Origin of the sequence: Micromonospora sp. NPDC005299, from assembly GCF_042872345.1 — a bacterium.
Taxonomy (GTDB): Bacteria; Actinomycetota; Actinomycetes; order Mycobacteriales; family Micromonosporaceae; genus Micromonospora.
This window is the reverse complement of the sequence record NZ_JBIAKG010000001.1, coordinates 712167-733485: the sequence shown is the minus strand read 5'-3', so window position 1 is coordinate 733485 and position 21319 is coordinate 712167. Positions and strand designations below refer to the sequence as shown.

Genomic DNA, 21319 nt, shown 5'->3' with positions numbered 1-21319 from the left:
CCGCGCTGGCCGTCGTCGTCACCAGCGACCGGTGGCAGCGTGAGCCGAGGGTCGACCGGGACGGCCGACCTGACCCGCCGGACCGGGTGGCCCGGGGGACGCCGGGACAACCACTGGTCGCACCCGGAGAAACGGTTCGCGCCGGTCGCCGGTTACGGCCCGGTCGGTGGCGAAATCACCAAGAGTGATCGCGGTCACGAGCTCCGGAGGGTACGTTCGCCCGCGCCCGGGCGGTGCCGCCGGGCGGGTAAGGCGGGTCGGGTCAGGGCTGGAAGCCGTCGGGCAGCAGCCGGGCCAGGGCCCGGACCGCCCGGTACTGCAACGCCTTGATGGCGCCCTCGTTCTTGCCCATGGCGCGGGCCGTCTCGGCCACCGAGAACCCCTGGAGGAAGCGGAGCACGATGCACTCCTGCTGCTCCGGGTTGAGCTGCTTCACGGCGGTGAGCAGGGCGACGTTGGTGATGTGCTCGACCACCGCAGCCTCCGGGCTGCCCTCGGGCCCCCGGTCCTCCCGGTCGGCGTCGAGCACGTCGCCGGTGGTCACCTCCAGCCGGTAGCGGCCGGACTTGAAGTGGTCGGCGACCAGGTTGCGGGCGATGGTGACGAGCCAGGCGCCCAGGTCGCGGCCCTGCCACGTGAAGCTGCCGATCCGCTTGAGCGCCCGGAGGAACGTGTCGGAGGTGAGGTCCTCGGCGAGTTGCCGGTTGCCGACCCGGAAGTAGACGAACCGGAAGACGGTGTCGACGTAGCGGTCGTAGATCAGGCCGAACGCCTCGGCCTCGCCGGCCTGCGCCCGCTCGACCAGCGCCCAGACCTCGGTGGCCGGGTCGGACGGGTCGGGGCGGCTCGGGAAGCCGGTGGCCGGGGCGACGGTCGCCGGGACCGCCGGCAGCACGGCCGTGTCGCCGGCGGCCACCGCGGGCAGCACGGCGGTTTCGGCGGCCGAGGGCTCGGTGTTCGCCGCGGCCTCGCCGCGCCGGCCCTGGGCCGGCATGGTCGGCCGGGACGGGGTGCCGAGCCGGCCGCCGGCCGACTTCGCATTGCCGCCGGGCACCGCCGGGCGCGCGGGCGCCTCGTTGTGGTGCGTGCGGTTGCGGACGCGCCGCCCCTCACCGCGTACGGCGAGACCGCGCGTCCCGTCGGCGGCGGCCCGTGGAGCGGGCTCCAGGCGTTCGTTGACCGGTGTTCGCTGGGTCGGGCCGGTCACCCCGGCCGGCCGGTCCGCGTAACCGAAGGTGGTCACCGCGCCTCCCCGATCCAGGCGGGGCAGGGCCGCACCGGCCGCCGCGGCGTCGCGGCGGGACCGGGTACGCCCCGGCCGGGCGCGGCGGTTCCGGGACGCGCCGACGGGCGGCGCGTCCGCTTGAGGTGCTGGTCCAATGCGCTCACAGGCACGGGGGCCTCCTCGGGCTGAGGGGTGTCGACTCACGGCAAATGGGGTGAGCCGACCCGAGTGATGATAGGGCCAACGTCACCCGCGCGTGGCAAGTCCGTTACACAGAGCGGAAGTATTTCCGGTCCTGTCGCACAAATGGCGGACGCCTTGTCCGTCGTGTGTGGTTGACTTTCGCGCCGACACCTGGTTCGGAGTGGAAAGTCCTGGTCGGAGCCAACTTTCTTGCGCCCTCGGCGTGTCGCGGCGGCTGCCCGACCGGGCCGGTTCCGGCTGCCCGGGGGGACCCCGTCCGCCGACCGGTGGAGGCCACCGTCCCACTTTCGGGAATCCCGCATGTCGAGGTGGACAGTCCCGTTCAGGGGACGCCGCTGCGGCGTGTCCGGTGGGACGGCCGGCGCCGTCGCCACCCGCACGGCGCGGCGTCCGGGCGTGGCCGGGCGGACGCGGCTGTGCCAGACTCAGCCACCGTGCAGGACGCAGCCGACAGTTCCGCGCCGAACCTCGCCGACCGGCTCCGCCGGGCGGCCGCCGTCCACGGTGACCGTCCCGCGCTGCACTGGCGCGACCGGACGCTGACCTGGTCGGATCTGGACACCTCGGTCACCGCGACCGCCCGCGCGCTGGCCGCGGCGGCGCCACCGTCCGCTCCGGACGGCCAACCGGCCCGGGTGGCGATCGCCTTCGGCAACACCCCGGACTTCGTGGTCACCTACCTGGCCGTGCTCCGGGCCGGCCTGGTCGCGGTGCCGGTCAACCCGGGCTTCACCGCGCGGGAACTGAGGCACGTGCTCGCCGACTCCGGGGCCGCCGTGCTGGTCGCCGCGGCGGAGGTGGCCGGCCGGGTGGCCGCCGACGAGCTGCCCGCGCTCACCGCGGTGCACACCACCCCGCCGATCACCGACGGTGACGAGGCGGCCGGGTTCCCGGCCCGGGGCGGCGACGACCTCGCCGTCCTGCTCTACACCTCGGGCACCGTGGGCCGGCCCAAGGGCGCCATGCTGTCGCACCGGGCCCTGGCCGCCAACCACGCCCAGGTCGACCGGATCGACCCGCCCGTGGTCGGCCCCGACGACACCGTGCTGCTCGCCCTGCCGCTCTTCCACGCGTACGGGCTGAACTCCGGGCTGGGGGCCGTCGTGCACCACGGCGCGACCGGGGTGCTGGTCGACGAGGCGGACCCGACCGGCGTGCTCGACCAGATCGCCCGGCACCGGGTCAGCGTGCTGGTGGGCGTACCGTCGATGTTCCTGGCCTGGGCCGACGCGGCGGGCGACCCGGCCGCGGCGCTGGCCTCGGTGCGGGTCGCCGTGTGCGGCGCGGCACCGCTGCCACCGGCCGCCGGGGCGCGCTTCACCGAGGTGACCGGGCACCCGGTGCACGTCGGGTACGGGCTCACCGAGACCGCCCCGGTGCTCACCTCCACCCTGGTCGGCGGCGAGCCGAAGCCCGGCTCCATCGGCCGGCCGCTGCCCGGCGTCGAGCTGCGCCTGGTCGGGGCCGACGGCGCGGAGCTGTGGCGCGACGGGGTGCCCGCGATCGAGGAGGACGCCGACGAGCTGGACCTCTCCGACGACCCGGCCGGCACCGACCCGGGGCAGATCGTGGTGCGCGGCGCCAACCTGTTCGACGGCTACTGGCCGGACGGGCGGGGCGGCCCGGACCCGGACGGCTGGTGGCCCACCGGCGACGTCGCGTACGCCGACTCCGACGGCGACCTGTTCCTGGTCGACCGGCTCGGTGAGCTGATCCTGGTCAACGGCTTCAACGTCTACCCGCACGAGGTGGAGCAGGTGCTCCAGGCGCACCCCGGGGTGGCCGAGTCGGCCGTCCTGGGGGTGCCGCACCCGCGGACCGGCGAGACTGTCGGGGCGTACGTGGTGCGGGCGGCCGGCTCGACGGTGACGACGGAGGAGCTGCTCGGCCACTGCGCGCGTAACCTGGCCCGGTTCAAGTGCCCGACCGCCGTCGAGTTCGTCGACGACCTGCCCCATTCGGCGATCGGCAAGGTACGCAAGACCGAGCTCCGCCCGGCGGCGCACCGGGTGCCCGCGCCCGCGCCGCCGACCGAGATCCGCACGGAGGTATCCGATGTCCAGTGACGCCCGGCTCATCCTCATCACCCGGCCCGACTGCCACCTCTGTGAGGACGCGAAGGCGGCGCTCGACCGGGTGGTGGCGGTCACCGGGGACCGCTGGATCGAGAAGGACGTGACGGGCGACCTCGAACTGGAGCGCGACTACGGCGACCGGCTGCCGGTGGTGCTGCTCGACGGCAAGGAGCACGGCTACTGGCGGGTCGAGGAGGAGCGGCTGCTGCGGGACCTGACCACCCCGCAGCTCTGAGCCGCCCCTTACAGTGCAGCGATGACCGCTGCGCGCCGCCACCTGGTGTGGGACTGGAACGGGACCCTCCTCGACGACCTCGACCTGGTGGTGCGGGCCACCAACGTCGCCTTCGCCAGCGCCGGGGGTCCGGCGGTCACCGCCGACGAGCACCGGGTCCGGTTCCGCCGTCCGATCGCCGACTACTACGCGGAGATGCTCGGCCAGGCCATCGACGACGAGGCGTTCGGCCGGCTCGACCGGATCTTCCACGAGGCGTACCGGGCCGGGCTGACCAGCTGCGCGCTGGCCGCCGACGCCACCGCCGCGATCGCCGCCTGGCCGGGCAGCCAGTCGCTGCTGTCCATGTGGTTCCACGACGAGCTGGTCCCCACGGTGCACACGTACGGGCTGACCCCGCACTTCACCCGGGTGGACGGGCTGCGGGCCGCGGTCGGCGGCGGCCCGAAGGCGGAGTGGCTGGAGAAGCACCTCGCCGAGCTGGGCCTCGACGGCCGGCACGTGGTGCTCATCGGCGACTCCCTCGACGACGCCGACGCGGCGCTCTCCGTCGGCGCCCGCTGCGTCCTCTACACCGGCGGCCTCTCCGACCCCGCCCGCCTGCGCACCTCCGGCCACCCGGTGGCCGACACCCTCACCGAGGCGGTCACCCTCGCCCAGGCGTGCTGACCGGGGCCGGTGGCCTCAGGCGCGGAGGTGGGTGAGGACCGCGAGGACCCGGCGGTGGTGGTTGGTGGCGTCCGGGGGCAGGTCCAGCTTGGTGAAGATGTTGCGGACGTGCTTCTCGACAGCGCCGTCGCTGACCACCAGGGCGCGGGCGATGGCGGTGTTCGAGCGGCCCTCGGCCATCAGGGCGAGCACCTCGCGTTCCCGGGGGGTCAGCTCGGCCAGCGGGTCGTTGCGGCGGCGCCGGACCAGGAGCTGGCTGATCACCTCCGGGTCGAGCACCGTGCCGCCGGCCGCCACCCGGGCCAGCGCGTCCAGGAACTCGTCGATCGCGGCCACCCGGTCCTTGAGCAGGTAGCCGATCCCGCCCCCGCCAGCCCCGCCGCCGGTGGTGGCGAGCAGGTCGTCGGCGTACGACACCTCGACGTACTGGGAGAGCACCAGGACCGGCGTACGTGGCACCCGCCGGCGGGCCTCCACGGCCGCGCGCAGCCCCTCGTCGGTGTGTGACGGCGGCATCCGCACGTCCACCACCGAGACGTCCGGCCGGTGCGCCACCACCGCCTCGACCAGGGCGACCCCGTCACCGACGGCGGCCACCACCTCGTGTCCCGACTCCGTCAGCAGCCGGACCAGCCCCTCCCGGAGCAGTACGGCGTCGTCCGCGATCACCACCCGCATGGGTCCGGTGTCTACCACGTCCTGGATCCACAGGGGGGACCTCACCGGGGGAGTTCCGCGTGGATCCGGGTCGGCCCGCCGGTCGGGCTGGCCACCTCCAGGGTCCCGCCGGCGGCCCGGACCCGGTCGGCGATGCCGCTCAGCCCGTGCCCCTTGGCCAGGTGGGCGCCGCCGATCCCGTCGTCGGCCACGGTGATCTCCAGCCGGCCGACCTTCCGGGTCACCTCGACCCGGCAGGCGGCGGCCCGGCTGTGCTTGGCGACGTTGGTCAGCGCCTCGGCCACCATGAAGTAGGCGGTGTTCTCCAGCGCCGGGTCGAGCCGCCCACCGGCGGTGCCCAGCTCGTCGTCGACCACCAGCTCGGTGGGGACCAGGGCGCGGGCGGCGAGCGCGGCCAGCGCGCTGGGCAGGCCCCGGTCGACCAGGATCGGCGGGGCGATGCCCCGGGACAGGGCACGCAGCTCGTCCAGGGTGTCCCGGGTCTGGCTGACCGCCTCGTCCAGGGTCCGCCCGGCCGCCTCGGGGTCGGCGGCGAGCTGCTGGCGGGCCCGGCTGAGGTCCATGGCGAGGCGCACCAGGCGCTGCTGCGGGCCGTCGTGGATGTCCCGCTCCAGCCGGCGCAGGGCGGACGCCTCGGCGGAGGCGGCGGCCCGCTTCTGCTCCTCCAGCGTGGTGATCCGCTGCCGCATCTCGGCCACCCCGGTCAGCAGCGAGTACGCCAGGGCGGCCTGGATCCGGGCGCAGGCCCGGGCCACCAGGGGCAGGGTGAGCAGGGCGAACAGCCCGATCGCGGTGTTCAGGGCGACCCGCGCCCCGGTCCCGTCGCCCATTCCGAGGAGCTGGCTCAGGTCCTGGTCGTCGGGGCCGCGCGGGATGGCCCAGTCGTACGCGCCGTAGAGCGTGCCGGTGATGGCCAGCGCCCACCAGACCAGCACCACCACGAAGGTGGGCAGGGTCACCAGCAGCCGGATGAGGGCGTGCAGCAGGTCGAGCCAGGACTGCGGGTCGCGCATCGGGGTCAGGACCCGCCGCCAGAAGCCCGAGCCCCGCTCGGGCGCCAGGTAGATCGGGCGGACCCGGGGCTGGCGGAGCACGGCGGGCAGGCGCAGCCGCTCCAGGTCGGCCAGCCCCCGGGCCACGTACAGGGTGCCGGCGAGGACCGGCAGGCCGAGCGTGGTGACCAGCAGCCCGGCGGTGAGCGCGATCCCGGTCACGGCGAGCACGAAGCCCACCAGCGCCAGTGGGAGGCCGAAGAGCACGTAGCCGGAGTCGCGCAGGAGTTGGCGGACGAGGCCCCGAACGGGTGTGGTGGGGGTGGGCGCGGTGGCCAGCGGTACGGCGGTCATGTTTCGAGGCTATGGGCCGGGAGCGGCCGGACCCATCCCGTGCGCGTGCCTCTTCGGGGTGGGGTTCTCCCTACCTGCCGGAGTGACTCGCGCCTCTCTCCGGCGGTGACACAGCGCTACCGGGCGCGCGCGATTGGTCAGAGAAGTCTGGATTGAGCAATAATCGCCACGCGGCGCCGAGGGAGCTCCGTCTATCGATCTTGTGGGAATGGAGGGGCAGGTGGAGGCGCGTCGCGAGCTAGCAAGATCGCGATTTGTGCACCTCTTCACAAGCGCCTACTCTGTAGTTCCGACGCGCCCTGCTAGCACAGCCGGCAATATCGGTCGCCAGCGGGAGTCCCGGAACGACCCGCCACCGTCGCTGGTCGAGGATCGCACCGCACGGAGTCTCATGAGTCAGCACCGTCACCCAGGCGCGCCCGGCCGCACCGGTGCCGTACCGGCGCTCCCGGATTTGCCCGAGGCGACCGTCGCGCGGCTCCCGGAATACCTCCGCGCCCTGCACGCGGTCGCCGAGACCGGTCACGAGACGGTCTCCAGCGAGGGTCTGGCCAACGCCGCCGGGGTCAACTCGGCGAAGCTCCGCAAGGACCTCTCCCACCTCGGCTCGTACGGCACCCGGGGCGTCGGCTACGACGTCACGCTGCTGATCGAGCAGATCGAGTCGGTGCTCGGGCTCACCCAGTGCCGCTCGGTCGCGCTGGTCGGCGTGGGTAACCTCGGTCACGCCCTGGCCGGCTACGACGGCTTCGCCAGCCGCGGTTTCCGGATCGCCGCGCTCCTCGACGCCGACCCGTCCCGCGTCGGCGAGGAGATCAACGGGCTGGTCGTCCGGCACGTCGACGAGCTGGCCCGGGTCGCCGTCGAGGAGTCGATCTCGATCGGCGTGATCGCCACCCCGGCGCCGGCCGCCCAGGCGGTCGCCGATCAGCTCGTCGCCGTCGGCGTGACGAGCATCCTCAACTTCGCACCCTGCGTACTCTCGGTTCCGGAAGGGGTCGACGTGCGCAAGGTCGACCTCGCGATCGAGCTGCAGATCCTGTCCTTCCACGAGCACCGCAAGGCGTCGCTGACCGCGCTCCCCGGCGGACTCGCGGCCACCGACACCCAGGAGGCGATCGGCACGTGAAACTGCTCGTCGTCGGCGCGTCCTACCGCACCGCCCCGGTCGCCACGCTGGAGCAGCTGGCGGTCCCGCCCGCGGACCTCACCCGTACCCTGGACCGCCTGGTCTCCCAGCCGTACGTCGGCGAGGCCGTGCTCGTCTCCACCTGCAACCGCGTCGAGGTGTACGCGGCCGTCACCGGCTTCCACGGCGGCCTCGGGGACATCTGCGCGGTCCTGGCCGAGCAGGCCGGCGCCCCGCCGGCGGCGCTCGCCACCCACCTCTACGTGCACTACGACGCCGCCGCCGTGGACCACGTCTTCCGGGTGGCCACCGGGCTGGACTCGATGGTGGTCGGCGAGGCGCAGATTCTCGGCCAGCTCCGCGACGCCTACCACTCGGCCAGCGGCGCCGACTCGGCCGGCCGGCTCCTGCACGAGCTCATGCAGCAGGCGCTGCGCGTGGGCAAGCGCGCGCACGCCGAGACCAACATCGACCGCGCCGGGCAGAGCGTGGTGACCGCCGCCCTCGACCTGGCCGCCGGCCTGCTCGACGGCGACCTGACCGGCCGGCCCGCCATGGTGGTCGGCGCGGGGGCGATGGGCTCGCTGGGCGTGGCCACCCTCTCCCGGCTGGGCGCCGGCCCGCTCACCGTCACCAACCGCGGCGCCGAGCGGGCCGTCCGCCTGGCCGAGTCCTACGGCGCGACCGCCGTGCCGATGACCGGGCTGGTCGACGCGCTCACCACGGTGGACATCGTGGTGGCCGCCACCGCGGCCACCGAACCGGTCCTCACCCGCGACGTGGTGACCCGGGCGCTGGCCCGCCGGGACGCCGCCCGGGGCCCGCTGGTCCTGCTCGACCTGGCCGTCCCGCGCGACGTCGAGGAGGGCGTCGCCGGGCTGCCCGGCGTCGAGGTGATCGACATCGACCGGATGGCGGGGATTCTCGCCGACGGCCCGGCCGCGGCCGACGCCGCCGAGGTGGCCCGGATCGTGGCCGGCGAGGTCGAGGCGTTCCTGAGCTGGCTGCGCGGCGCCGACGTCGCCCCCACGGTGGCGGCCCTGCGCGGGCGCGCCGACGACGTGGTCGCCGCCGAGCTGCGCCGGCTGGCCCAGCGCCGCCCGGACCTCACCGACGACCAGCGCGCCGAGGTCGCCCGCACCGTGCACCGGGTGGTGCAGCGGCTGCTGCACCAGCCGACCGTCCGGGTCCGCCAGCTCGCGGCCGAGCCCGGCGGCGACCAGTACGCCGCCCTCCTGCGCGAGCTGTTCGACCTCGAGGTGCCGCAGACCTCCCCGGTCGACACCGTCCCCGACGTCATGGAAGCCGAGATCGTCATGCCGGCCGACACCACCCCGCCCACCGGAGGTGCGCGATGACCGCCCCCCTGCGCCTCGGCACCCGGGGCAGCGCCCTGGCGATGGCCCAGTCCGGCCACGTCGCCGAGGCGCTCACCGCGGCCACCGGCCGCCCGGTCGAGTTGGTCGAGGTGGTGACCGCCGGCGACCGCTCCGCGGCCCCGGTGCACCGGCTCGGCGTCGGCGTCTTCGTCTCCGCGCTGCGCGACGCGCTGACCGCCCGGGAGATCGACTTCGCCGTCCACTCGTACAAGGACCTGCCCACTGCGGCGGCGCCCGGCCTGCACATCGCCGCCGTGCCGCCCCGGCAGGACCCGCGGGACGCGCTGATCGCCCGGGACGGCCGCACCCTCGCCGAGCTCCCGCCCGGCGCGCGGGTCGGCACCGGCGCGCTGCGCCGCATCGCCCAGCTGCACGCCCTCGGCCTGCAACTGGAGGTCACCCCGATCCGGGGCAACGTCGACACCCGGCTCGGCCGGGTCATCGGCCCGGACGCCGACCTCGACGCCGTCGTGCTGGCCCGGGCCGGGCTCGCCCGCCTCGGCCGGGCCGACGTGATCACCGAGACGCTCGATCCCATGCTGATGCTGCCCGCGCCCGCCCAGGGCGCGCTGGCGGTGGAGTGCCGGATCGACGATCAGGACCTGGTCGAGCTGCTCGGCATGCTCGACCACGCACCGTCCCGTGCCGCGGTCGTCGCGGAGCGGGCACTGCTGGCCACCCTGGAGGCCGGGTGCACCGCACCCGTGGCCGCCTACGGCGAACTGGCCGAGGGTGACGCCGGTGACGAGATCTACCTGCGCGGGGCGGTGATCAGCCCGGACGGCACCCGTGACCTCCGGCTGTCGCGCACCGGAACGCCCGCCGACGCGGCGGAGATCGGCAAGGCACTCGCCGCCGAACTCCTCGAACTCGGCGCCGACTCGATCCTCGGCCAAGAAGGACACGCCGGCCCGGGGACCCAGCAATTTGGGAGCACAGAATGACCCGCACCCGTAAGCCCGTAGGCCGGATCGCGTTCGTCGGGGCCGGCCCCGGTGACCCGGGCCTGCTGACCCGCCGGGCGCTGGACGCCCTGGTCGACGCCGACCAGGTGGTGTACGACCGGGGAGTCCCCGAGTCCCTGCTCGAGCACGTCCGCGCCCAGGCCAGGCCCGACGCCGAGTTCAGCCCCGCCGAGGGCGTGCCGGGGGACGTGGCGAAGGTGCTGATCTCCGCGGCCCGGTCCGGCCAGAACGCCGTGCACCTGGTCGCCGGTGACCCGTTCGGCCACGACTCGGTGGTCAAGGAGGTGCAGGCGGTGGCGCGTACCGCCGCGCACTTCGAGGTGGTGCCGGGCGTCGGCCAGGCCGAGGGTGTCGCCACCTACGCCGGTGTGCCGCTGCCCGGGGTGCGCACCGCCGCCGACGTCGAGGACGTCACCACGCTGGACTTCGACGCGCTGGCCGCCGCCGTGGCCCGGGGTTCCCTGGCCGTCGCCGTGGACGCCGGTGACCTGGCCGCCGTCCGGGACGGCCTGCTGGCCGCCGGGGTGGACGGCACCACCGCCGTCGCGGTGACCGGCGACGGCACCGGCGAGACGCAGTACACCACCACGTCGACCGTCGACTCCTTCGTCGCCGCCGCGCTCGGCTTCACCGGCCGGGTCGTGCTCACCGTCGGCGCGGGCGTCTCCGACCGCGACAAGCTGAGCTGGTGGGAGAACCGGCCGCTGTACGGCTGGAAGGTGCTCGTCCCCCGCACCAAGGAGCAGGCCGGCGCCATGAGCGCGCGGCTCCGCGCGTACGGGGCGATCCCGTGCGAGGTGCCGACCATCGCGGTCGAGCCGCCGCGCACCCCGGCCCAGATGGAGCGGGCGGTCAAGGGCCTGGTCGACGGCCGGTACGCCTGGGTGATCTTCACCTCGGTCAACGCGGTCCGGGCGGTCTGGGAGAAGTTCGCCGAGCACGGCCTGGACGCCCGCCACTTCGGCGGCGTCAAGATCGCCTGCATCGGCGAGGCCACCGCCGAGGCGGTCCGCGCCTTCGGCATCCAGCCGGAGCTGATCCCCGCCGGGGAGCAGTCGTCCGAGGGCCTGCTGGCCGAGTTCTCGCCGCACGACGAGATCCTCGACCCGGTCGGCCGGGTGCTGCTGCCGCGCGCCGACATCGCCACCGAGACCCTGGCCGCCGGGCTCACCGAGCGGGGCTGGGAGGTCGACGACGTGACCGCGTACCGGACCGTCCGGGCCGCGCCGCCGCCGGCCGAGATCCGCGACGCGATCAAGTCGGGCGGGTTCGACGCGGTGCTCTTCACCTCGTCCTCGACCGTCCGGAACCTGGTCGGTATCGCCGGGAAGCCGCACGCGCGTACCGTTGTTGCGGTTATCGGGCCCAAGACGGCGGAGACCGCGACGGAGTTCGGCCTGCGGGTCGACGTGCAGCCGCCGCACGCCTCGGTGCCTGACCTGGTGGAGGCGCTCGCCGCCTACGCCGTCGAGCTGCGCGAAAAGCTCGCCGCCATGCCGGCCAAGCAGCGCCGGGGCTCGAAGGTGCAGGGCCCGACCGCCCTGAGGTTCCGCTGACAGGAGGCCCGTCATGTCGTACCCCGAGATCCGGCCCCGCCGGCTGCGCCGCACCGCAGCCGTGCGGCGGCTGGTCTCCGAGACCCGCGTCGACCCGGCCGAACTGGTCGTGCCGATGTTCGTCAAGGAGGGGCTGACCGAGCCGCGGGCCATCGCGTCGCTCCCGGGGGTGCTCCAGCACTCCCGGGACTCGCTGCGCAAGGCCGCCGTCGAGGCGGTCCAGGCCGGGGTCGGCGGGATCATGCTCTTCGGGGTGCCGGCGACACGCGACGAGACCGGGTCGGGCGGCATCGACCCGGACGGCATCCTCAACGTGGCCATCCGGGACGTGATCGCCGAGGTCGGCGACGCCAGCGTGGTGATGAGCGACCTCTGCCTGGACGAGTTCACCTCGCACGGGCACTGCGGCCTCCTCACCCCGGACGGTGGCGTGGACAACGACGCCACCCTGTCGGCGTACGCCCGGATGGCGGTCGCCCAGGCCGACGCCGGGGTCCACGTGGTCGCGCCGTCCGGGATGATGGACGGCCAGGTCGGCGTGACCCGCCGGGCCCTGGACGCCGCCGGGCACCAGGACGTCTCGGTGCTCGCGTACGCCGTGAAGTACGCCTCCGCCTTCTACGGTCCGTTCCGGGACGCCGTCGAGTCGGCGCTCGACGGCGACCGGCGCACCTACCAGCAGGACCCGGCGAACCTGCGGGAGTCGCTGCGCGAGGTCGAGTTGGACGTCGCCGAGGGCGCCGACATGGTGATGGTCAAGCCGGGCCTGCCCTACCTCGACGTGGTGGCGGCCGTCCGGGCCGCCGTCGACGTCCCGGTCGCCGCCTACCAGGTCTCCGGCGAGTACGCGATGGTGGAGGCGGCCGCCGCGAACGGCTGGATCGACCGCGAGCGGGTGATCCTGGAGACGCTCACCTCGATCCGCCGGGCCGGCGCGCAGATCATCCTCACCTACTGGGCCGTCGAGGCGGCCCAACTGCTCCGCCAGCGCTACTGAACGCCGACCGTCACCACCCGGGCCAGCTCCGCGACGGAGTAGACCTTCCGGGCCGGGTCCGGCAGCTGCGCCCAGACCACCCGGATGGTGCTGTCGTCGACCCAGGCGACCCCCCAGGTCCCGCCGGACGTGAGGCCCGCGACGGTGTCCGCCGTCCCGATGACCTGGTCGGCCCGGCGCTGTCCGGTCGCGGTGTCGAGGATCGCCACCCGGTACTCCAGCGACCGTCTGGCGACCGACCGACGGTAGGGAACCGCCACGAGGGTGCCGTCCGGGGAGAGCCGGATCGACGGCGCGCAATCGCCGTCCACGGTGGGACCGGACAGCCGGGTCCCGCCGGCCAGCCGCCGTACCTCCAGCCGGCAACGGGTCATGTCCCACGGCCCCGCCGCTGACACCACCAGGCCCGCCGCCACGTCGGCACCCCGGAAGGGCAGCTCGCCGTCGGCCTTCGCGGCGACTCGGATGAGGGTCCTCTCCCTCCCGGTGGCCAGCTCGTGGGCCACCAGCCCCAGCCCATCGCGGACCAGGTAGGCGTACCTGGCGTCCGCCCCGACGAGGGTGAGGGCCTGCCCCTTGACCCGGACTTCCCGGCTCACCTGCACCCGGTCGTCCGGCCCGAGCACCATGAGCCGGATCGAGAGGCCCGCCACGTCCGGGCCGTCCGGCCGTCGCACGCCGGGCATGAGGTCGGTGAGCGTGAGGCCCACCAGCCGCCCGTCCGGCAGCGGTACGGTCTGCTCCCAGCCGGCGGGGACCCGGTGCCGGACCACCGAGCCATCGGCGGTCAGCTCGTTCCCGGTGCCGGCGACCAGGCCGATCTCCGGACCGTTCCGGACCGGCCGGACGCTGCCGCCCTCGCCGGCGAGGATCAGCCGCTGCGCGGGCCCGCGAGCGGGCGCCGGCGTGGCGGGCCTGGTCTCGGCCGGTCGGACCGATGGCGCGGACACCGGGCCCGCCGCCCGGTCATCGCGAGCGAGCAGCGGAACGGCACCGCCGGTGAGGGCGACCAGCACCACCAACCCCGCTACGCCCGTCACACTCCGGCGGCGACGACGGGCGCGGGCCCGCCGGCGGACGGCCGCCAGGTCCGCCGGGTGCGGTCCGGTCGCGCGGGCGGCGCGGTGGACCAGCTCGACCAGGTCCTCGGGTACGACGTCCACGGTCACTCCTCTTCGGCCAGCGCGGCCCGCAGCTCGGCCAGTCCCCGGGAGAGGCGGCTGCGGACGGTGCCCTCGGTCAGGTCCAGCACGGCGGCGGTCTCGGCGGTGGAAAGATCCAGCAGCACCCGGCAGACGATCACGGTGCGCCGGTTCATGGGCAGCAGTTCCAGGGCCGACCGGGCGGCCAGCCCGGCCGGATCCGGGGCGGCTGCCGCCGGATGCCGGTCCTCGGCCGGCGGCCGTTCCCGGCGCACCTTCCGCCACCAGGAGGTGGCCCAGTTCAGCCCGACCCGGAAGACCCAGCCGCCGGGGTTGTCCAGCCGGCGCACCCGGTCCCACCGGGCGTACGCCCGGGTCATCGCCTCGTCGGTCGCCTCCCGGGCCACCGCGGTGTCCCCGACGGCCAGCGCGAGCGCGCGGTGGATCCGGTCCACGTGGTCCCGATAGAACTGCTCGAACGGCAGGTGCGAGGACGTGTCGCGGTCGCGCGGCAACACGTCCGGCGGACCGGCCAACGCCGAGGGGTGGCTTCCCATGTCCGGTACACGTTCCGGGGGCGGATTTCGTTCCCGGATCGTCGCGGGGATGAAACGGCCGGTACTCGCATCCGAGCCCGTCGGTTCGGCCCGGGGCGGGACAGGCGGCCGCGCATGATCACTCTGCGTTCCGTGGATCCGCGCCCCCGACCCATACCCGTGCCCGCTTTGCTCTGCAGCCAGCGGCGCAGCGGCAAACTTCCGTGTCCGGTGCCCGTGTGGCTGCAGAGCAAAGCGGGATGGAGAGGGTGGGTTCACCACGACGTACGTGCCTCCTTCGTCCGCATTGCGGTCGTTCGGCAGCCCGAGTTGCCCGGGACCGGGACTGAGGACGACTCGCGTCGAGTGACGCTCCGCTTCCGTTACGCTCAGTCGCGGTCTCCGGCCCCAGGACAGGGATGCGGAGGGCTCGTCGACGGGACGCGGCCTGTCCACAGCCACCTTGGCTGTCCACAGCCGGACCAGGCGGGGTTGCCGCGTTCCGGGCAAGGGAAGAGTGTGGTCGCATGAGCGCCCCGGCCACCCCTGACGAGCCGGCGGTCACGACCGACGAACCTGTCGAGCCGCCCACGATGCTCACCGACCCCTTCGACATCCCGTGGCCCGCCCCGGGCATCGTTCGGGCGATCCGCCGCCGGGCCGACGTCAGCCAGCGGGAGCTCGCCCGAGTTGCCCGGGTCCATCCGACGACCATCGGGCGGATCGAGGCCGGCACGCTGACCCCGAGCATCGCCATGCTGCGTCGGATCATCGGCGTGGCCGGGTTCCGCCTCGCCGTGGTCGACGAGTTCGGCCGGGTGCTTGCGCCTATGCGGGACCGCGACGACCTGCGAGACGGTGCCGACCGTCGATATCCGTCCCACCTGGACGTGATCGCCGACCCGGAGCCAGGGGAGTGGTGGGCCGACCTTTACGGGCTGGCCCGCCCGCCGGAGACCTTCTACCGGGACCGGGCCCACCGCGACGCCCTCCGCCGGCGCAGCCAGTGGGAGGTACGGGTGGCCAAGTACCGGGGCGTACCGCCGCCGCGCGACCCGCAGCGGTGCGGCTACCGCAACGGCCCGCCGCCCGGCGGGTGAGCCGGGCGACGGGCCGCTTCGCGGTACAGCCGTCAGTCGTCGTTGCGGATGGTGCCGACGCCGCTCACGTCGGCGAGCCGGAGCCCCGGCACGCCCGCCACGTACAGCTTGAGCTGCTCGTCCGCCTCGCGCTTCCGATCACCGCGGACGGTCACCGGGAAGGTCAGCGAGGTCTGGCCGGCGGCCAGGGTCTTGCAGCCCACGTACGGGTCGTAGTCCGACCCGGCCTGCGCCGTGGTGCCGTAGGTGGTGGCGCAGATCAGGGCCGGCGCCGACAGCGGGCGGGAGACGGTCACCGTGAACGTCATGGTGCTGTCGCCCTTGTCGCCCTCGGCCACCGCCGCGTCGGAGACGCTCAGCGACGCGCGGGAGCGGAACCGGGCCACCTGCGGGTCGTGGTCGCTGGCCCCCCGGTCACCCAGGCCCTCGGCGTCGGTGGGGTAGTCGGCGTTGATGTGGGCCGTGCGGACCTGGACCAGGTCCCCGTGCAGCGGGCCGTTGACGAACAGGTTGTCCAGCGTCTGGGCCTGCCCGTCAAAGGTGTACGAGTACGCCGACGCCGGCACGTCCGCCACCAGGTCGTCCCAGAGGTTGTGCAGGCCGGCCTGGTACAGCGGGGCGAGCTGGTCCGACGGGGTCGGGTTCGCCGCCGTGGCGATCGGGTCGTCCGGGCGCGGGAAGACGTTCAGGTCACCGCCGTAGATCACCCGCGCGTTCGGGTCGGCCGCCTCGACGGCCTGCACGAGCGCCGCCCCGTACGCGGCCTGCTCCCGCCGCTGCCCGACCCGGCTGTCCGGACCGGACGAGAAGTGGTTGGTGGCCGCCCAAAGCGTGAAGTGCTCCGCCGAGCCGGGCGCCGCCGCCACGCTGAACTTGGCCAGCTGGACCGCCCGGGTGTAGACGTTGCTGCCGTCCACCCCGGTCGAGCGGTCGACGTCGGCGGGCAGCACGGCGTTGAACCCCTTCGGGTTCTGCACGTCGGCGTTCGACGGCAGGGCCGCGGAGCGGTACTGCACGGTCGGCGCCGAGCCCAGCAGCGGGTCGGTGGCGGTCGCCTGGGCGAGCGTCAGCCGGTCGGTGCGGTAGAGGAACGCCGAGGCGATGCCCCGGGCGTCCGCGCCCGTCCGGTCGTACGCCGCCGCGTAGGCGGGGCCGCCGTTGGCCGCGATGGCCAGCGCCAGCTCCTGGATGGTGTCCGGCGCGCCGTCGGCGTTGTTCGTGTCGCCGCAGACCAGCTTGCCGTCGGCCACCGCGCAGATGTCCTGGTCCTCGGCCTCCTGCACGAGCACCAGGTCCGGGCTGTGCAGGGCGCCGGTGATCTGCCGCGCCTGCACGCCCAGCTTCTCGGTGTACGCCGCCTCGCTGGCCGGCACGTAGTCGAACGGCGGGCTGACCCCGGTGCAACCCGAGTTGCCGGTGAAGTCGCAGCCGTCGAACGGGTCGTCCCGGTAGTCGTACAGGTTCTCCACGTTGTAGGTGGCGACCGCGACCTCGCTGCTCCGGTCGGCCGGCCGCGGCGGGTTGTTCTCCGCCGGGTCCGCGCCGCCGGTCAGCGTGAGCTGCTCGGGCTGCACGCTGTACTTGCTGAACGCGTACGAGATGGCGCCGTAGGCGTCCTCGGTCAGCGTGTCGAAGGTGCGGGCCTCCGGCAGCAGCGCCTTCGAATCCCCGGCGGTCGCCTTCACGCCGCCGGCACCCAGCAGGATCCGCTGGTAGTTGCCGTTGTCGAAGAGCGTGCCCGGGATGTCGTCCAGCGGGTGCGCGTCCCGGAATACCCGGCGGGCGTACGGGTCGGACCGCTTCATGATCGGGTCCTCGCGGTCCAGCACGTAGACCTCGGAGTCCAGGGTGGACGCGAAGATGTGCCGCGGGGCGGAGACCCCGCTGCCGGAACGGACCCGCATCCGCTCGCCCTCGTGCCGCTCCCAGAACAGGCCGGCGGCGGCAGCGTCGGCCGGCGGTCGGGCGTCGTCCACCCGTACGGCGCTGTCCACGTCGAGCCCGGAGTCGAGCTTGCGGACCAGCGAGGCGCTGGAGAGCTGGGTCTGGTTGAAGTACTCGGAGACCCGGCCGCGCAGCACGACCTCGTCGCCGACGGTCGGGGCGTAGCCGCCGATCAGCGTGGTGAACGAGCCCATGAAGACGAAGATGCCGTCCGACGTGAGCGGGTCGGCGTCCTCGGTGCCGGTGCGGCTCTGCAGGTAGAAGCCCCACTGGTCGGCCCCGGCGGTGGTGCGGGTCAGCGACTGCTGGGTGATCACGCCGCGCACGTCGTAGAGCATGGAGCTGGTGCCGTTGCCGCTGGCCGGGGCGAGCGGCGACCGGTCGGTGCGGCCGTCCTCGTCGTCGCCGGTGCGGCCCTGCACCTCGCCGATGGACAGCACGGCGGTGGCCTGCACGGTCAGCGTGCAGGTCGCGGTGCCACCCTCGGCGTCGGTCGAGGTCACGGTGACCGAGTAGGCGCCGGCCGGGAGGCCGGCGGCGGTCAGCGTGGCGGTGGCCGTGCCGCCGGCCGCGGCGGCCGGCGTGAACGCGGTACGGCTAATCGAGCCGCTCGCCGGCGCCGGGTTGACCGCGGTGACCGCGAGGTCGGTGACGGTGTCGTCGGCGTCGGTGGCGGTGACCTGGCGGGTCGCGGTCGCGCCTGCCTCCAGGGTCAGCGTGCCCCCGCAGGTCAGCGTCGGCGCCTGGTCGACCGGGCCGCCACCGTCGATGCTGTGGCTGCCCAGCCCGTCGAAGGTGTCGGTGGCGAAGCCGGCCCACTGCACGGCGGGGTCGAACGGGTCCGCCGGGTCGGTGTCGCCGGCGCTCACCGAGGGGAGCCGGCGCAGGGTGTTGTCGGCTGTGCTGGTGAGCCCGGTGCCCCACTCGCTGCCCGGGTCGACGCCGACCTGGCCGATCGAGTCGACCACGGTCGTGCCCTTGCGCAGCACGATCGCGTCGTCGCCGTTGTAGAGCGAGCCGCCGTAGGTCTGGTCGGCCTGGGCGAGGATCGCCGGCGCAGCCGCCGAGGCGGCGAAGACGAAGACGTCACCGGCGGCGACCGTGCCGGTCAGCGGCACGTTGGTCGACGTGGTGGCGCCGTTGAAGAAGAGCTGGAGCTGATAGCCGGCGGCGGCCAGGTCGATCGGCGCGCCGGTGCCGTTGTAGAGCTCGACGGCCTTGTTGTTGGACAGGCCCTCGACGTACTCGGAGATGAACAGGCCGGTGGGCGCGGCGCTGGCCGCGGGGGGTGCGATCCCGATGGCCGTGACGGAGACGGCGGCGGTGGTCGCGAGCGCGGCTAAAGTACGGCGCGGGCGCATGGAGCCTCCACGATGGGTGGACAGGAACTAACGCACGTTAAGTGCCGTCCCGGTCCGCCGTCCATCCCCCGCGCAGCCGTTTGATGAATATCTGTCAGCGCTGGCTGTCGAGCCGGTGCACCAGCTCGGCCACGTCTACGCTGTATTCGCACCAGTCCCGGTCGGGGCGGTAGCCCAGCTCCGCGTTGACCTTCAGCATCGCCTCGTTGGCCTGCGCGTTCCAGGTCTGCACCTCGGCCAGCTCCGACTCGGCGGAACGCAGCTCCAGCAGCATTCGGGCCTTGATGGCGCGGTCGATGCCGTAGCCCCGGTGGTCGCGGACCACGATCGTGTCGTACTGGTCGGCCCGGGTGGGGTGCTGCGCCGGCACCACCACCTCGGTCAGTCCGGCCACCTCGCCGGTCTGCTCGTGCAGGGCCAGCACGATGTACGGCTTCATGCCCCGCCGGTGCAGCGTGTCGAGGCTGTCCCGCAGCCGCTGCGGGTCGTAGGAGCTGGGCCGCAGCTCGCCGTCGTCCACGTCGCGCACCTCGGCCTTCGCCCGCGCGTACGCCTCGATGAGGTCGTCTGGCGGCCCGCCCGGGCAGAACCGGACGTGGTAGCCGGCGCCCACCTCGGTGGCCATCTCGGCCAGCACCGGCCACTCCACCGCGCCCAGGTCGAGCACGCTGCGGGTCTCGACGTATTCCCTGGTGAAGCCGAGCGCCTCGTAGAACGCCACGGCCGGGGTGTCGCCGACCACCTCGACGCCGATCGACTGGAAGCCCTCGTCCCAGACCCGGCGGGCGGCCACCCGCACCAGCTCGCGGCCGAGCCCGGAGCGCCGCAGGGCCGGGTGGACCAGCACCTCCAGCACGCCGATGCCGCCGAGCAGCAGCACGTGCACGTGGCCCAGGATCGCGCCCGGCGTGCCGTCGGGGGCCGGATCGGCCTGGTAGACCCAGGAGATCCGTCGCTCACCCGGCATCACCTCGGAGAGGTATTCCCGCATGGAACTCTCCCGCCAGGGCGGATCCTGCGGCAGGTCCGTCGCCAACACCGCGTTCAGCGTGTCCAGGAGCGACGCGATTTCGGCGGACGACGCGGTCCGAGGGTCCCACTCGCGCACCATCACCCGTCTAGCTTGCCGTCAACGGCAGCCCGGGGGAAGGGTTCAGTCCGCGAATGTATGCAACCGGTCACGTCACGTACCGCTCAGCCGTCCGTACTCGTCGGCCTTGTCGAAGACGTCCTGGGCGTAGCGGCGCACATCGTTGTAGGAGAGGATGGCGCCCCACCAGTCGCCCGGGATGGTCATGTTCCGGCCGCCCTTGCACAGGTAACGGCCGGCGGCCAGGGCCGCGTCGTCGATGTCGTGCGGGTTCTTGACCCCGTCGTTGTCGGCGTCCGCGCCGATCTCCTGCCAGGTGCTCGGGATGAACTGCATCGGGCCGAGCGCCTTGTCGTAGACCGGGTCGTGGTCGAGCTGCCCCTGGTCCGTGTCGAGGATCCGGGAGCGACCGCCCTGCCCGTCCAGCGGGGCGCCGACGATCTCCGGCGCGGCGACGCCGTCGGGCCGGAGGGTGGCCTTGTTGGCCGCCCCGTGCCGGGACTCGACGTAGCCGATCGCGGCCAGCGTGGTCCAGCTCAGCTGGCAGCTGCGCTGCGTCTGGGCCAGCACCAGCTCGGCGTAGCCGTACGCCTGCATGGCGACCGGCGGGATCCCGGTGGTCGCGCTGACCTGCTGCGCCCAGCCGGCCAGCGCGTCGGCCGGTCGGCCGGGGACCGCCGGGCCGGCGACCGGGCCGGTCGGCGTGCCGCCGGGGACGCCCGTGCCGGTCGGGCCGACGGTGCCCGGCACCCCGGTCGCGCCGGGGCCCACCGGCACGCCGGTCGCCCCGGGCACCACGCCGGCCTGGGGCACGCCCTGGACCGGGGCGTTCGTGGTGGTGTCGACGGCCACCGGCTGCGGCTTGCGGATCGCCGCGGGCACCAGCACGGCGCCGGCCGTGGCCGTGGCCGCTACCAGGGCGAGCAGGAAGAGGCCGGGCAGAGCCGTGCGCCCGCTGGGGCGGCGTGACCAGGCGCGGGTGGCCCGGGCCGCGCCGACGGCGAGCTGCCGGGGCGGTGGCATCCGGACCGCGTGCGCGAACGGCACCCGCCGCCGCCGACCGGCGGCCGGCTCAACCGGCGGGTCGGCCTCCGCCCCGGCCGGCTTCGTCTCCGGGTCGCCCGGCTTCGTCTCCGGGTCGCCCGGCTCCGTCTCCGGGTCGCCCGGCTTCGCCTCCGAGTCGCCCGGCCCCGGGTCGGTTGGCTCGGCCTTCGAGTAGACCGCCTTCCGGTCGGTTGGCTCGGCCTTCGGGTCGACCGTCGGGCTGACGTCCGGGCCGACGGCCGGGTCGGGTGCGGCGTCGCGGCGGGGGCGAGGGACGGGTCCGGCGCCGCCGTCGGGCGGCGCGGCCGGTCGCAGGGGTCGAACCGTCGATCGCTGCTCGCCGTCCGCCACCCGTCGAGTATCACCCATGAGTGCCGAGGCGTCAGGTCCGGCCGTACCCTGATGCCATGCCCCGCTACGAGTTCCGCTGCCGCGCCTGCGGCGACACCTTCGAGGTCAACCGCCCGATGGCCGAGGCCGGTCAACCGGCCTCCTGCCCGCAGGGACACGCCGACACGGTGAAGCTGCTTTCCGCCGTCGCGGTCACCGGCCGGGGCGGATCGGGTTCGGTCGGCGGGGCGTCCGCCCCGGCCGGCGGTGGCTGCTGCGGCGGTTCCTGCGGCTGCTGAGCGCCCGCCCGCCCT

At 74.3% G+C, this 21319-nt stretch carries 18 protein-coding genes; 10 read left to right on the top strand and 8 right to left on the bottom strand.

Annotation, left to right across the window (positions count from 1 at the left end; genetic code table 11):
- Positions 1–262: 262 nt before the first annotated feature.
- Positions 263–1243, bottom strand: a complete 981-nt coding sequence (locus ACFYPD_RS03540) for an ECF subfamily RNA polymerase sigma factor, BldN family (RefSeq protein WP_387108322.1) — start codon at positions 1241–1243, stop codon at positions 263–265.
- 620 nt (positions 1244–1863) lie between these two features.
- On the opposite strand from ACFYPD_RS03540, the gene ACFYPD_RS03535 reads away from it, so the two are divergent.
- From ACFYPD_RS03535 to ACFYPD_RS03525, 3 genes are read left to right on the top strand one after another with little or no spacing between them, the layout of a single operon-like run.
- Complete coding sequence (locus ACFYPD_RS03535) at positions 1864–3495, top strand: AMP-binding protein (protein WP_387108320.1); 1632 nt, start codon at positions 1864–1866, stop codon at positions 3493–3495.
- Positions 3485–3739 (top strand): glutaredoxin family protein, encoded by a 255-nt coding sequence (locus ACFYPD_RS03530; protein WP_387108318.1) that lies wholly within the window; start codon positions 3485–3487, stop codon positions 3737–3739. Before ACFYPD_RS03535 ends, ACFYPD_RS03530 begins: the two co-directional genes overlap by 11 nt.
- A 21-nt stretch (positions 3740–3760) precedes the next feature.
- Positions 3761–4408 (top strand): HAD family hydrolase, encoded by a 648-nt coding sequence (locus ACFYPD_RS03525; protein ID WP_387108316.1) that lies wholly within the window; start codon positions 3761–3763, stop codon positions 4406–4408.
- Positions 4409–4423: 15 nt separating this feature from the next.
- On the opposite strand, the gene ACFYPD_RS03520 is transcribed toward ACFYPD_RS03525, so the two are convergent.
- Together ACFYPD_RS03520 and ACFYPD_RS03515 are read right to left on the bottom strand one after the other, a co-directional pair.
- The gene (locus tag ACFYPD_RS03520; RefSeq protein ID WP_387108313.1) at positions 4424–5086 is read right to left on the bottom strand and encodes a LuxR C-terminal-related transcriptional regulator; all 663 of its coding nucleotides are present in this window, start codon (positions 5084–5086) and stop codon (positions 4424–4426) included.
- 41 nt (positions 5087–5127) lie between these two features.
- Positions 5128–6432: a sensor histidine kinase gene (locus ACFYPD_RS03515; protein WP_387108311.1), complete on the bottom strand. Its 1305-nt coding sequence runs from the start codon at positions 6430–6432 to the stop codon at positions 5128–5130.
- 391 nt (positions 6433–6823) lie between these two features.
- Between ACFYPD_RS03515 and ACFYPD_RS03510 the strand changes: the two genes are divergently transcribed.
- From ACFYPD_RS03510 to hemB, 5 genes are read left to right on the top strand one after another with little or no spacing between them, the layout of a single operon-like run.
- Complete coding sequence (locus tag ACFYPD_RS03510; RefSeq protein ID WP_387108308.1) at positions 6824–7561, top strand: redox-sensing transcriptional repressor Rex; 738 nt, start codon at positions 6824–6826, stop codon at positions 7559–7561.
- On the top strand, positions 7558–8919 hold the full coding sequence (locus ACFYPD_RS03505; RefSeq protein ID WP_387108305.1) for a glutamyl-tRNA reductase: 1362 nt from the start codon (positions 7558–7560) through the stop codon (positions 8917–8919). The genes ACFYPD_RS03510 and ACFYPD_RS03505 overlap by 4 nt, the downstream gene beginning before the upstream one ends.
- Positions 8916–9884 (top strand): hydroxymethylbilane synthase, encoded by a 969-nt coding sequence (hemC, locus tag ACFYPD_RS03500; RefSeq protein ID WP_387108302.1) that lies wholly within the window; start codon positions 8916–8918, stop codon positions 9882–9884. Before ACFYPD_RS03505 ends, hemC begins: the two co-directional genes overlap by 4 nt.
- A complete protein-coding gene (locus ACFYPD_RS03495; protein WP_387108299.1) occupies positions 9881–11461 on the top strand; it encodes a uroporphyrinogen-III synthase in 1581 nt (526 codons plus the stop codon). The genes hemC and ACFYPD_RS03495 overlap by 4 nt, the downstream gene beginning before the upstream one ends.
- A gap of 13 nt (positions 11462–11474) precedes the next feature.
- Positions 11475–12458 carry a porphobilinogen synthase gene (gene hemB / locus ACFYPD_RS03490; protein ID WP_387108296.1) on the top strand — a complete coding sequence of 328 codons (984 nt, stop codon included), beginning with the start codon at positions 11475–11477 and terminating at the stop codon, positions 12456–12458.
- Here hemB and ACFYPD_RS03485 read toward each other — a convergent pair.
- The gene (locus ACFYPD_RS03485) at positions 12452–13621 is read right to left on the bottom strand and encodes a hypothetical protein (RefSeq protein ID WP_387108294.1); all 1170 of its coding nucleotides are present in this window, start codon (positions 13619–13621) and stop codon (positions 12452–12454) included. The genes hemB and ACFYPD_RS03485 overlap by 7 nt on opposite strands.
- 2 nt (positions 13622–13623) lie before the next feature.
- Positions 13624–14157, bottom strand: a complete 534-nt coding sequence (locus ACFYPD_RS03480; RefSeq protein WP_387108292.1) for an RNA polymerase sigma factor — start codon at positions 14155–14157, stop codon at positions 13624–13626.
- Positions 14158–14663: 506 nt separating this feature from the next.
- Here ACFYPD_RS03480 and ACFYPD_RS03475 point away from each other — a divergent pair.
- Positions 14664–15236, top strand: a complete 573-nt coding sequence (locus tag ACFYPD_RS03475; protein ID WP_387108289.1) for a helix-turn-helix transcriptional regulator — start codon at positions 14664–14666, stop codon at positions 15234–15236.
- 32 nt (positions 15237–15268) lie between these two features.
- Here ACFYPD_RS03475 and ACFYPD_RS03470 read toward each other — a convergent pair whose 3' ends face one another.
- The 3 genes from ACFYPD_RS03470 to ACFYPD_RS03460 form a co-directional block, all read right to left on the bottom strand.
- Complete coding sequence (locus ACFYPD_RS03470) at positions 15269–18541, bottom strand: lamin tail domain-containing protein (RefSeq protein WP_387108286.1); 3273 nt, start codon at positions 18539–18541, stop codon at positions 15269–15271.
- Positions 18542–18635: 94 nt separating this feature from the next.
- Complete coding sequence (locus ACFYPD_RS03465; RefSeq protein WP_387109167.1) at positions 18636–19652, bottom strand: GNAT family N-acetyltransferase; 1017 nt, start codon at positions 19650–19652, stop codon at positions 18636–18638.
- A 72-nt stretch (positions 19653–19724) separates the two neighbouring features.
- On the bottom strand, positions 19725–21026 hold the full coding sequence (locus ACFYPD_RS03460) for a lytic murein transglycosylase (protein ID WP_387108284.1): 1302 nt from the start codon (positions 21024–21026) through the stop codon (positions 19725–19727).
- Positions 21027–21082: 56 nt separating this feature from the next.
- Between ACFYPD_RS03460 and ACFYPD_RS03455 the strand changes: the two genes are divergently transcribed.
- Positions 21083–21304, top strand: a complete 222-nt coding sequence (locus ACFYPD_RS03455) for a zinc ribbon domain-containing protein (protein ID WP_387108282.1) — start codon at positions 21083–21085, stop codon at positions 21302–21304.
- Positions 21305–21319 lie beyond the last annotated feature (15 nt).

Coding starts and splice junctions, on each gene's coding strand:
- ACFYPD_RS03480 (WP_387108292.1), bottom strand. CDS start 14,157: ATGGGAAGCCACCCCTCGGCGTTGGCCGGTCCGCCGGACGTGTTGCCG.
- ACFYPD_RS03515 (WP_387108311.1), bottom strand. CDS start 6,432: ATGACCGCCGTACCGCTGGCCACCGCGCCCACCCCCACCACACCCGTT.
- ACFYPD_RS03470 (WP_387108286.1), bottom strand. CDS start 18,541: ATGCGCCCGCGCCGTACTTTAGCCGCGCTCGCGACCACCGCCGCCGTC.
- ACFYPD_RS03525 (WP_387108316.1), top strand. CDS start 3,761: ATGACCGCTGCGCGCCGCCACCTGGTGTGGGACTGGAACGGGACCCTC.
- ACFYPD_RS03530 (WP_387108318.1), top strand. CDS start 3,485: ATGTCCAGTGACGCCCGGCTCATCCTCATCACCCGGCCCGACTGCCAC.
- hemC (WP_387108302.1), top strand. CDS start 8,916: ATGACCGCCCCCCTGCGCCTCGGCACCCGGGGCAGCGCCCTGGCGATG.
- ACFYPD_RS03475 (WP_387108289.1), top strand. CDS start 14,664: ATGAGCGCCCCGGCCACCCCTGACGAGCCGGCGGTCACGACCGACGAA.
- ACFYPD_RS03455 (WP_387108282.1), top strand. CDS start 21,083: ATGCCCCGCTACGAGTTCCGCTGCCGCGCCTGCGGCGACACCTTCGAG.
- hemB (WP_387108296.1), top strand. CDS start 11,475: ATGTCGTACCCCGAGATCCGGCCCCGCCGGCTGCGCCGCACCGCAGCC.
- ACFYPD_RS03510 (WP_387108308.1), top strand. CDS start 6,824: ATGAGTCAGCACCGTCACCCAGGCGCGCCCGGCCGCACCGGTGCCGTA.
- ACFYPD_RS03520 (WP_387108313.1), bottom strand. CDS start 5,086: ATGCGGGTGGTGATCGCGGACGACGCCGTACTGCTCCGGGAGGGGCTG.
- ACFYPD_RS03495 (WP_387108299.1), top strand. CDS start 9,881: ATGACCCGCACCCGTAAGCCCGTAGGCCGGATCGCGTTCGTCGGGGCC.
- ACFYPD_RS03465 (WP_387109167.1), bottom strand. CDS start 19,652: ATGGTGCGCGAGTGGGACCCTCGGACCGCGTCGTCCGCCGAAATCGCG.